Raw genomic sequence first — 11,036 nt, forward strand, 5'->3', positions numbered from 1 at the left:
CGGCAAGCCTACCCAAATCCGCAGTTGACGCCCGCTATCGCCCCACGAATTCGGCAGACCCGGGACCGTCCGCGAGATAGGAACCTGTTCCTATCAGGCGATCCTCGGTCGTGAACAGATCCGACCATTCCGTCCGCGCGCGGTCCAGGCCGTGTGGTCCGGCTTCGAAGACCGCTTTCGCGGCGGCCAGCGCGCACGCCGGTCCGTCCACGAACTGCCGCGCCCAGCTCATCGCGGCGGTGAACACGTCGTCCGGCGCGACGACCTCGTCGACCAGACCGAGCGCCTTCGCCTCGTCCGACTCGACGAACCGGCCGGTGTAGACCAGGTCCTTGGCCGGGCCCGGCCCGATGAGCAGCGCGAGCCGCCGGATTCCGGCGAGCGGGATCAGGCCGGCCTTGATCTGCGGAAGACCCAGCTTGACATTGTCACCGATGACACGCCGATCGGCGCCGAGCGCCAGCTCCAGCCCGCCGCCGAGACAGTAGCCGCTGATCGCCGCGACGGTGGGCTGCGGGAGCCGGGCCAGGCAGCCGAGGACGCGCTGCAGATCGCCCGCCACGGCGCTCGCCTGGTCCGCGCTCAGCCGGGACAGCTCGGCCACGTCGTCACCCGCCGAGAACACCCGCTCGTCGCCGTACACGACCACGGCCGCGACGCTCGCGTCCGCGGCAACCGCGTCGGCCGCCTCGGCCAGCTCGCGCGCCAGCTGAATGTTCAGCAGGTTCAGCGGCGGGCGGACGATCCGGAGGACGGCCACGCGGCGCGCGGCATCGCCCTCGGGCTGATCCAGGGTCACGAATTCGGCCATGGGAGGCCACGCTACCGGGTGCCGGCGCGCCCGCTCATTCGCGCACAGATCCCCTGAGCCGACCGGCATCCGGGAGATCGGCGAAGTAGCGCTGGTTGTCCGGGAAAGACAGCATCTGCTTGCCGTCGATGTCGACGAGCACCGGCATGATCGGATCGATCGTCGGCCACGCGACCAGAATGTCGGCGGTGGACCCGAATTCGCCGAGCGCGACCAGCTGTGACCAAGTCGGCGGCAGAAGGATGTCGGTGCCTGCCCGCCAGCGCGCCAATGCCTCCTCCGGGGTGCGCCACTGCACCTCCGCCGCCTCCGAGGTGGCGCCGTCGGCGCGCTGCCCCTCCGGCAGCACCGCGACGAAGAACCGGGTGTCGTAGCGGCGCGGCTCGATCACCGGGGTGATCCAATTCGCCCACGGCCGCAGCAGATCCGCGCGCAGCACGAGCTTCTCCTCGGCGAGGAACGACGCCAGCGACAGCTCCCTGCGCTCCAGCTTTCCGCGGGCGGCCCGGTACCGGGCCGTGTCGGAGACGACGCTGTCGGAAGTCGGACCGGCCAGCAGCACGCCACATTCCTCGAACGTCTCACGTACCGCCGCGCACACCAGCGCCTTGGCCCTCAGCTCGGTCGTCGCGAACCGCTCGGCCCACCAGGCTGGTTCGGGGCCGGCCCAGGTGATGTCCGCGGTGGCGTCGGACGGGTCTACGCCGCCGCCGGGGAATACGGTCATCCCCGCGGCGAATGCCATGGCCCCGACCCTGCGCTGCAGGAAGATCTCGGGGCCGTCGACACCGTCGCGCACCAGCATCACCGTCGACGCGTCCTTGAGCGTCGGTATCCCCGGCTGAGAGTCGGGCTCCGATTTTGTCTCACTCACCTCTGCACCCTAACGCGCGCTTGGTGAACGCGATCACCGCGTTCTGGTCAGCGGGTGCGATGCTTACCCGCGCGGCGCGCGCGCCGCGCGAAGTATCGACCGCCCACCCGACTCAACGCGATCGACTGGCGGAACGCATCGCTCAGGTTGGCCGCGGTGAGCACGTCGCCGAGCAGACCCTGCGCGACCACCTCACCCTCGTTGAGCAACAGGCCGTGGGTGAATCCTGGCGGGATCTCCTCCACGTGGTGGGTGACGAGCACGATCGCGGGCGAGTCCGGATCGGCCGCGAGATCGCCGAGCCGCTCCACCAGCTCCTCCCGACCGCCCAGGTCCAGGCCGGCGGCGGGCTCGTCCAGCAGTAGCAGCTCGGGATCGGGCATCAGCGCGCGAGCGATGAGCACCCGCTTCCGCTCGCCCTCCGACAGCGTCCCGTAGGTGCGGTCCGAGAGATGTTCGGCACCCAGGCTTTCCAGCATGTCGATGGCGCGGTCGGTGTCGACGTCGTCGTAGCGCTCCCGCCACCGGCCCAGCACCGCGTACCCGGCGGACACCACCAAGTCGCTGACCTTCTCGTCGAGTGGAACCCGGCTGGCCACCGCGGCCGAGGACAGGCCGATGCGCGGGCGCAGCTCGTTGACGTCCACCTTCCCGATCCGCTCCCCGAGCAGATGGGCGATGCCCGAGGTGGGGTGGGTCTCGGCGGCGGCCATCCGCAGCAGCGAGGTCTTGCCCGCGCCGTTGGGGCCGAGGACGACCCAGCGTTCGTCGAGCTCGACCTGCCAGGTGACCGGCCCGACGAGGGTGTGGCCCGAACGGCGGACGGTCACGTCGGTGAAATCGATGAGCAGATCGGGATCCGGTTGCGGCACGCGCTCCATCTTGGCCCACCCGTGGGGGCATTTGCCAGCGCAGGGAGGGATGCCGGGGCGGGTCGGCCGGATCAGCGCGGCACAGCCGCGGTCCTGTCGGTTGGAACAGGCAGCGCAGCCGCGGTCCGACTCGCCCGCACCGATTGCCGAACAGTCGCCGCGACCGGTTCACCAGGCCAGGGCAGGCACCGCGATCACGGTCATCGAGCCAGGCGCCACCTCGGTGAACCCCGCGTCTCGCACGGCGACGGCGGTGCCGTCGGCCACCCGGCCGACGAGGGTCATCCACCGCTCGGCGTCGGCTTCGCGCACCGAGCAATGGAATCCACGCTCGGACCAACGCCACGCGTGCTCGGCGGTGAGCGCACCGGCCAGCAGCATGCTCGCGTGGCCGACCTGCGCGGCGGCCTTGCCCAGGGTCATGCCGAGCGCCGTGTTCACCCACAGCACGGGCAGCTTCGGGTCGGGCGGCCCGGGATCGTCGTGGTCGAGATCGGTGCCGCCGATCTGCAGGCGCTTGATCCGCGGATCGACCTGGCTCACCGGTTCAGGCACGAGCGCCCGTGCCTGCGCGCCGTCGATCTCGACAGTGACGCCGTCCACCGCGCAGGTCGCGCTCCACTGGGCGCCGCGGGCCCGCCTGGCCACCTTGCGGATCCGCGAACGCTTCCACGCCAGATAGCGCTCTTCCCATTCGCCGCCCGGCGATACCCGCTCGTCCAAGCACAGCGCCACCGCGGCGGCCGCCGCCGCCGCGAGCAGCGAGCTGCGGGGTGGTGGATCGATCTTGGGAAGGTGCAGCACCATCTGCATCGCCTGCACCATGGCCGGATCGTCCGGATCGCCCGCATGGCCATAGCCTTCGGCCAGCTCCGCATGCCTGACCAGAAATCCTGCGGCGTCCGGCACCGTCGCGGCCCTCGCGGTCTCCCCGCTGCCGCGGAATTCGGCACCACATTCCGGCATGCTCGTCATCACTCCACCTTGATCGTCAACGAAAACCTCTCGGTCGGCTCCATGCCTTGCTCCCACGGCCGTGCGTAGTCCATCGTCAGCTGGGCGACGCCCGTCCCGGCACCGACGAAGGTCCACACGGTGCTGCCGCCCGAGCCGGGCGCCACAGGCACCGTCGGATCCGGTTCGAAGTCCGCCACACCGTCCAGCTTCACCAGTGCGTCGTCCAATTCCGCTATGCGCCAGGAATACCCGGTCGACGGGTTCGACGGCAGGGTGACCACGAGCCGCTGACCGGCGTGCAATCCGCGCTCCTGACCGTTGTCGGCGTCGGTGACGCGCACAACGGGATCCGCCGCCGACGAGTCGTTGCTGCCACAGCCCATCACTGCCAACCCGAGCAACAGCACGAGCAGGGACTTCCGCACCGAGCCCTCCGATCGTCTCGTCCGAAAAAGCCGTCAGGCCAAAGGTACTCGGCGCAGCAGGCCGTCCCTGGCGTCAGCCGCCTCCACCTCGTCCCGGGTGACGCCGAGGATGAACAGCACCGCGTCCAGGTACGGATGCGAAAGGGCGGCGTCGGCGACCTCGCGCAACGCGGGCTTGGCGTTGAACGCCACGCCGAGCCCGGCGGCGTTGAGCATGTCGATGTCGTTGGCGCCGTCGCCGACCGCGACGGTCTGCTCCATCGGAACTCCGGCCTCGGCCGCGAACTTGCGCAGCGCCGCGGCCTTGGCCGGCCGGTCGACGATCTCGCCGACAACGCGTCCGGTGAGCTTTCCGTCCTGGATCTCCAGGGTGTTCGCCTGAACGAAGTCCAGCTCCAGCTCATGCGCCAGCGGCTCGATCACCTGACGGAAACCACCGGACACCACACCACAGCGAAACCCGAGCCTGCGCAGCGTACGGATGGTGGTACGGGCGCCGGGCGTCAGCTCGATCCGATCAGCCACCGCCTCGATCACCGACGCGTCGAGGCCCTCGAGTGTCGCGACCCGCTGCCGCAGCGACTCGGCGAACTCGATCTCGCCGCGCATGGCGGCTTCGGTGACCTTGGCGACCTCCTCCTCCACGCCCGCGTGCGCGGCGAGCATCTCGATGACCTCGCCCTGGATCAGCGTCGAGTCGACGTCGAACACGATGAGCCGCTTCCCACGGCGGGCCAGCCCGGCGCGCTCCACCGCGACGTCGACCTGCTCGGCCACCGCGACCTCCGCCAGCGCCGTGCGCAGCCGCGAGTCGGTGTCCGTGCTCGGGTCGGTCGCGGTGACCAGCAGCTCCATGCCGGTCACCGGATAGTCCGCGATACCGCGGATAGTGTCGATATTGGCGCCGAGCGTGGCCAACTGCCGCGACACCGCGCTGAAGGCGCGCGCGGTAACCGGGCTACCGAGGATCACCACCGCGTGCGTGGACATCGGATGCCTGCCGACCTCGGCGCCGACCTCGACGTCGACGTGCATGCTGACGGTGTTCATGGCCTCTTCGAGTTCGTCCTGCAACGCCTCGGGATCGTGCGGACAGGTGACCAGGACGCCCAGGGTCAGCCTGCCCCGGATCACGACCTGCTCCACGTCCAGCAGGCTCACCCGGTGCCGCGACATCGCCGCGAGCAACACGGACGTCACACCGGGCCGGTCGGGCCCGGTGACGGTGACGAGGACTGTGGTGTCGGCCAACTGATGCGCTCCAAGTTCGGTGTTTGCCGCCGCTGCGGGGACCTCGTTGTCGTAACGCCACGGTGCGTACTGCATTCTGCACAAAACGAGTGTGCACCCGCTGGTGACCAGCAGGTGCACACTCACCAGGGTGAATCCTACGGCGCAGGCGCCCCTTCAGCACAACCGGACGAAGTCCGTCCGCAGCCCCGCGCCGGGCCGAGCGCAGGCGAGGCAGCCGCACCTCCAGCACAACCGGACGAAGTCCGTCCGCAGCCCCGCGCCGGGCCGAACGCCGGCCGAGGCAGCCGCACCTCCAGCACAACCGGACGAAGTCCGTCCGCAGCCCCGCGCCGGGCCGAACGCCGGCCGAGGCAGCCGCACCTCCAGCACAACCGGACGAAGTCCGTCCGCAGCCCCGCGCCGGGCCGAGCGCAGGCGAGGCAGCCGCCTACTTCGTCGCCACGGCACCTTCGTGGAGCTCGGTGGCATGCTTGCCCGAACCCCAACCCACGTGGGCTTCGGCGCGCATGCGGTCGACCATGTGTGGGTAGTGCAGCTCGAAGGCGGGACGCTCGGAGCGGATCCGCGGCAACTCGTAGAAGTTGTGCCGCGGCGGCGGGCAGGTCGTGGCCCACTCCAGCGAATTGCCGTAACCCCACGGGTCGTCCACGGTGACCACCTCACCGTAACGGTAGCTCTTGAAGACGTTCCACAGGAACGGCAGCATCGACGCGCCCAGGATGAACGCACCGATCGTCGAGATCGTGTTCAGCGCGGTGAAGCCGTCGCTCGGCAGGTAGTCGGCATAGCGGCGCGGCATGCCCTCGGCGCCGAGCCAGTGCTGGACCAGGAAGGTCGCATGGAAGCCGAGGAAGGTCGTCCAGAAGTGCCACTTGGCCAAGCGCTCGTCCAGCATGCGCCCGGTCATCTTCGGGAACCAGAAGTAGATGCCCGCGTAGGTCGCGAACACAATGGTGCCGAACAGCACGTAGTGGAAGTGCGCCACGACGAAGTACGAGTCGGTGACGTGGAAGTCCAGCGGCGGGCTGGCCAGGATGACACCCGACAGGCCACCGAAGAGGAACGTGACGATGAAGCCGATCGAGAACAGCATCGGCGACTCGAAGGTCAGCTGACCACGCCACATGGTGCCGATCCAGTTGAAGAACTTCACGCCGGTCGGGACCGCGATGAGGAAGGTCATGAACGAGAAGTACGGCAGCAGCACCGCGCCGGTGGCGTACATGTGGTGCGCCCACACCGCGATGGACAGGGCGGCGATACCCAGGGTCGCGTAGACCAGCGTGGTGTAACCGAAGATCGGCTTACGCGAGAAGACCGGGAAGATCTCCGACACGATGCCGAAGAACGGCAGCGCGATGATGTACACCTCGGGGTGGCCGAAGAACCAGAACAGGTGCTGGTAGAGCAGAATGCCGCCGGTCGCCGGGTCGTAGATGTGGCCACCGAGGTGGCGGTCGTAGGCCAGGCCGAACAGCGCGGCGGTCAGCAGCGGGAAGGCGAGCAGCACGAGCACACTGGTGACGGCGATATTCCAGGTGAAGATCGGCATCCGGAACATCGTCATGCCCGGAGCGCGCAGGCAGACGACAGTGGTCAGCATGTTGACGCCACCGAGGATGGTGCCGAGACCGGAAACGGCCAGACCGAGGATCCATAGGTCGGTGCCGACGCCCGGCGAGTGCAGGATGTCGGTCAGCGGCACGTACGCCGTCCAGCCGAAGTCCGCCGCGCCGCCCGGGGTGATGAAGCCCGCGGTCGCCATGGTGGCACCGAAGGCGTACAGCCAATAGCTGAAGGCATTCAGGCGCGGGAACGCGACATCAGGGGCGCCGATCTGCAGCGGCAGGACGATATTGGCGAAGCCGAACACGATCGCGGTCGCGTAGAACAGCAGCATGATCGTGCCGTGCATGGTGAACAGCTGGTTGAACTGCTCTGGCGAGAGGAACTGCAGGCCGGGACGCGCGAGCTCACCACGCATCATCAGGGCCATGAGACCGCCGATGAGGAAGAATGCCATCGACGTCGTCAAGTACATGACACCCAGGACCTTCGGGTCCGTGGTGGTGACCATCTTGTAGATGAACGAGCCCTTCGGCCCGGTCCGAGCCGGATACGGCCGAGTCGCTTCCAACTGAGGGACTGGCTGGGGCTCTACGGCAGTCACTGATCCTCCTGAAAGGTGCCTTTAGGTCGCTCCGCAGGCTCCGCTGCTCGCATCCATCCCGGTGCCGGAACAGACGACAGTTCGCTTGCGCTCTTCGAATCGTAAACCGTGCCGCGACAGCGGACCGAACGGGTCCTACTCTCTGTCGTATTTGTTTGGCTGTGTTCAATTTGCAGCGCCTGCGGCGCTGCGTGTTCGCGGCCCCTCATGGCTTGCGTCCGAGCGGCTGCCGCTGGCGACTTCGTCGCGGACGCGGCAGCCGCTCGGACGCAAGCCGGGCCACGAACGGGCAATGCTCGATCTCGCTGCGCTCGGAACCGGGGGTTGGACCGACCTGTTACGTCGGTGGAAAAGGCGGTACTTATTTGTGCGCTCTTCACCCTGGGTGATCGCGACCCCGTCCACAGCTCGCATACGCAGTCACCACCACTGGCGCGACTTCGTCGCCGACGCGGCAGCCACTCGGACGCAAGCCGGGCCACGAACGGGCAATGCTCGATCTCGCTGCGCTCGGAACCGGGGGTTGGACCGACCTGTTACGTCGGTGGAAAAGGCGGTACTTATTTGTGCGCTCTTCACCCTGGGTGATCGCGACCCCGTCCACAGCTCGCATACGCAGTCACCACCACTGGCGCGACTTCGTCGCCGACGCGGCAGCCACTCGACACAAACCGGGCCACGAACAGGGAACGCTCGATCTTGCTTCTCCCGAAGGCAGGGGCGATACGGTCACGCCGAGAGGCGAACACGGTATTGATTGTTCGCTGTTCGCCCTGGGTGTTCTCGACGTCCGTGGCTCGTATGCGGAGTAGCTGCCGCTGGCGAATGCGTCGCGGACGAGTCGGTCGTGCGGTGTCCTCGTACCGATGAGTTCGCCGCGCGGCGACCGTCACTACGGGTGACAAACGTTTCACCCCACGGCAGGAGACTTTCGATGACCAATCCGCACAGCACCCAGACCGGCGATCCCTGCTGGGTCGATCTCTACACCTCCGACCTCGACCGCAGCATCGCGTTCTACCGCGAGTTGTTCGGCTGGACCGCCGAGCGCGCGGGCGCGGAATTCGGCGGGTACGTCACCTTCCGCAAAGACGGGCTCGCGGTAGCGGGCGCCATGGCGCGGATGGAGGGCGACACCGACAGTCCGGAACAGTGGACGGTATACCTCGCCAGCCCCGACGCGAAGGCCGCCGCCGCCGCGGCCGCCGCCGCCGGTGCGAGCGTGGTCGTGCCTCCGATGGCAGTCGGTGAGCTGGGCACCATGGCCGTCCTCGGCGACATCGGCGGCGCGGGCATCGGGATCTGGCAGGCCGGGACATTCGGCGGGTTCGAGACGATCGGCCTCGTCTCCGGCGGGCAGTGGCGCGATCACGCGGGCGCGCCGTCCTGGTTCGAACTGCACACCCGCGCCTATGACGCCGCGCTGGCGTTCTACCGGGACGTGTTCGGCTGGTCGGACGCCTTCACCATCTCCGACGCTCCGGAGTTCCGCTACACCACGATCCACGCGCAGAGCCCGATGCTCGGCGGCGTCATGGACGCCACGGCGTTCCTGCCCGAGGGCTCGCCCGGGGGGTGGACCGTCTACTTCGGCGCCGACGACGTGGACAAGACCGTCGAGCAGGTCGTCGATCTGGGCGGTTCGGTGCTGTCCCCGGCCCAAGACACCCCGTACGGGCGGATGGCCTCGATCGCCGACTCCACCGGCGCCCGGTTCAGCGTCGGCGGCTGTATCTAATTTGCAGCGCCTTCGGCGCTGCGTGTTCGCGGCCCCCTGATGGCTCGTGTCCGAGCGACCGCTGCTGGCGACTTCGTCGCGGACGCAGCGATCGCTCGGACACGAGCCGGGCCGCGAACGGACAATGCTCGGTCTCGCTGCGCTCGGAAGCGGGAGTGGGCCAGTGTGGATGCTTTTGCGGCGCGGCGAATCCAGCACTGTACCCTCACCGCATGTCGCTGAGCGCCTTCGTTCGACTCCGAAACCGCACAGCCTTTTCCGGCCCCGTCGCCACGACGGGCCGCCGGGTGGTCGCCGTCGCGGCCGTGTGCGCGACCGTTCTAGCGGCGGGATGCGGCGGCAAAAGCGATGACGACGCGTCCATCGTGCGCACCACGACCAATATCGCGGGTGCAGGCGTGGTCGGGCTGGAGCGTGACACCACTCGGGCGTGCGCGCTTCCGAGCGCACCGGACCCGGCGAGCGGCAGCACCCGCACCGTCACGCACGCCGCGGGCGTCTCGGAGGTGCCTGCCGATCCGCAGCGCATCGTCGTGCTCAGCACGTCCGCACTGGACGCAGTCTGCGCGCTCGGGCTGTGGGAGCGGGTGGTCGGCGCGGTCACCATCGACGGGCCGAGCCCGCAGCCGGCCTATCTGGGCACCGGGGTGCTGAAGATTCCCGGCGTCGGATCGGCCGCGCAGCCCGATCCGGCCAGGATCGCCGATCTGCGCCCCGACCTGATTCTGGGTGACATCCCCACCGGCACGGCCGATTTCAACGCATTGCGCGCCATCGCCCCCACCGTGCTGGTCGGCGCGGACAACAGCTGGCAGGCCGAATTCATGGCGCTCGCGGCGGGTTTGGGGCGCACTGATGCCGCGGAGACCGCGCTGCGGGACTACCGCATCGAGGCGCGTGACACCGGGACCACGATCGCCGCGGGCCAGACCCAGGCCTCGGTCATCCGATTCACCGCCGATACCAACCGGATTCAGGGCGGCGACAGTTTCTCCGGTCAGGTCCTCGGCGATGCGGGGGTGCAGCGTCCCGCGGCCCAGCGCGACGCCTCGTTCGACGTGCCCGCCGGCAAGTTCGCCACCGAGGTGGAGGGCGATCTGATCTACGTAATCCTCGCGGGCACCGAGGGGAAGCAGCACGGTGAGTCCGTGCTGCGCACGGACGAGTGGAAGGATCTCGGCGCCGCCACCGATCACCGGGTGTTCGCCGTCGAGGACACGGTCTGGCACGGCAGCGGCCTCACCGCGGCCCGCGCGTTGCTCACCGACCTGCGTAACACGCTCAACGGCTTCGTCACCGACTGACCGGCTTCGGCGCCGGCCACACCCTTGGGTGAGGTTTTACCCACCCTGAGAGTGCGCCGACCAACGCTGGGGGTGCTGTCGAAAGTCCATCCCGAGGACGAGATTCAGAGGTAAGCAATTCACCTCTTCTCTCCGACCCGAGGACACGCCATGCACACGCTGACCGACTCGCTCGCCGACAACCTCTTCGTGCTGCCGCTGCGCGCGCCGCAGCCTGTCGCCGAGGCCGACCCGAACGCGGTCGTGGTGTCCACCGCCGACTGCACACTCACCTACGCCGAACTTGATCGCTGGTCGAACCGCCTCGCCCGGCTGCTGCTCGGCATCGGCGCAGGCCCCGGAACCCGCATCGCGATCGCTATCGACCAGCCGATCGAGTCCGTCGTGGCTGAGCGGGCTGCCGGCAAGATCGGTGCCCCGGTCACCCACTACGGCTCCTTCTCCCTCGGCACCACCGTGGGGATCACCACGAAGGCCATGCGGCCCGAGCTGACCGACGAGATCGACTGGCTCGTGCTGGACGAGCGCTCCACCCTCCAGCACTACCTGACCAGCTCCGACGCGCCGATCGCCGACGCCGATCGATACCCCCTCCGTGCCTCGGCCTGACCAGGCACGAACCCCCTCCGCG

10 protein-coding genes are annotated in these 11,036 nt (G+C 68.7%); 3 read left to right on the plus strand and 7 right to left on the minus strand.

Annotation, left to right across the window (positions count from 1 at the left end):
• Window positions 1–34: 34 nt before the first annotated feature.
• The 7 genes from OHB12_RS15930 to ctaD all read right to left on the minus strand — a co-directional run bounded on the left by OHB12_RS15930 (window position 35) and on the right by ctaD (window position 7,363).
• A complete protein-coding gene (locus OHB12_RS15930; protein WP_327120304.1) occupies window positions 35–811 on the minus strand; it encodes an enoyl-CoA hydratase-related protein in 777 nt (258 codons plus the stop codon).
• Window positions 812–845: 34 nt separating this feature from the next.
• Window positions 846–1,685: an NUDIX hydrolase gene (locus tag OHB12_RS15935; protein WP_442800049.1), complete on the minus strand. Its 840-nt coding sequence runs from the start codon at window positions 1,683–1,685 to the stop codon at window positions 846–848.
• Between the two features lie 47 nt (window positions 1,686–1,732).
• Window positions 1,733–2,566, minus strand: coding sequence for an ABC transporter ATP-binding protein (locus tag OHB12_RS15940; RefSeq protein WP_327120306.1), 834 nt, complete (start codon window positions 2,564–2,566; stop codon window positions 1,733–1,735).
• Between the two features lie 159 nt (window positions 2,567–2,725).
• On the minus strand, window positions 2,726–3,532 hold the full coding sequence (locus OHB12_RS15945; RefSeq protein ID WP_327120308.1) for an aminoacyl-tRNA hydrolase: 807 nt from the start codon (window positions 3,530–3,532) through the stop codon (window positions 2,726–2,728).
• Window positions 3,532–3,939, minus strand: a complete 408-nt coding sequence (locus OHB12_RS15950) for a protease inhibitor I42 family protein (protein ID WP_327120310.1) — start codon at window positions 3,937–3,939, stop codon at window positions 3,532–3,534. The genes OHB12_RS15945 and OHB12_RS15950 overlap by 1 nt, the downstream gene beginning before the upstream one ends.
• A gap of 33 nt (window positions 3,940–3,972) precedes the next feature.
• A complete protein-coding gene (serB, locus tag OHB12_RS15955; RefSeq protein WP_442800100.1) occupies window positions 3,973–5,190 on the minus strand; it encodes a phosphoserine phosphatase SerB in 1,218 nt (405 codons plus the stop codon).
• Between the two features lie 430 nt (window positions 5,191–5,620).
• The gene (gene ctaD, locus OHB12_RS15960; RefSeq protein ID WP_327120312.1) at window positions 5,621–7,363 is read right to left on the minus strand and encodes an aa3-type cytochrome oxidase subunit I; all 1,743 of its coding nucleotides are present in this window, start codon (window positions 7,361–7,363) and stop codon (window positions 5,621–5,623) included.
• Between the two features lie 934 nt (window positions 7,364–8,297).
• Here ctaD and OHB12_RS15965 point away from each other — a divergent pair.
• The 3 genes from OHB12_RS15965 to OHB12_RS15975 all read left to right on the plus strand — a co-directional run bounded on the left by OHB12_RS15965 (window position 8,298) and on the right by OHB12_RS15975 (window position 11,014).
• Complete coding sequence (locus OHB12_RS15965; protein ID WP_327120314.1) at window positions 8,298–9,101, plus strand: VOC family protein; 804 nt, start codon at window positions 8,298–8,300, stop codon at window positions 9,099–9,101.
• A gap of 212 nt (window positions 9,102–9,313) precedes the next feature.
• Window positions 9,314–10,405, plus strand: a complete 1,092-nt coding sequence (locus tag OHB12_RS15970) for an ABC transporter substrate-binding protein (protein ID WP_327120316.1) — start codon at window positions 9,314–9,316, stop codon at window positions 10,403–10,405.
• Window positions 10,406–10,555: 150 nt separating this feature from the next.
• Window positions 10,556–11,014: an AMP-binding protein gene (locus tag OHB12_RS15975; protein ID WP_327120318.1), complete on the plus strand. Its 459-nt coding sequence runs from the start codon at window positions 10,556–10,558 to the stop codon at window positions 11,012–11,014.
• The last annotated feature ends 22 nt before the right edge of the window (window positions 11,015–11,036 follow it).

The organism is Nocardia sp. NBC_01730 (genome assembly GCF_035920445.1).
GTDB lineage: Bacteria > Actinomycetota > Actinomycetes > Mycobacteriales > Mycobacteriaceae > Nocardia.

Coding starts and splice junctions, on each gene's coding strand:
- OHB12_RS15930 (WP_327120304.1), bottom strand. CDS start 811: ATGGCCGAATTCGTGACCCTGGATCAGCCCGAGGGCGATGCCGCGCGC.
- OHB12_RS15940 (WP_327120306.1), bottom strand. CDS start 2,566: ATGGAGCGCGTGCCGCAACCGGATCCCGATCTGCTCATCGATTTCACC.
- OHB12_RS15970 (WP_327120316.1), top strand. CDS start 9,314: ATGTCGCTGAGCGCCTTCGTTCGACTCCGAAACCGCACAGCCTTTTCC.
- OHB12_RS15975 (WP_327120318.1), top strand. CDS start 10,556: ATGCACACGCTGACCGACTCGCTCGCCGACAACCTCTTCGTGCTGCCG.
- OHB12_RS15945 (WP_327120308.1), bottom strand. CDS start 3,532: ATGACGAGCATGCCGGAATGTGGTGCCGAATTCCGCGGCAGCGGGGAG.
- OHB12_RS15965 (WP_327120314.1), top strand. CDS start 8,298: ATGACCAATCCGCACAGCACCCAGACCGGCGATCCCTGCTGGGTCGAT.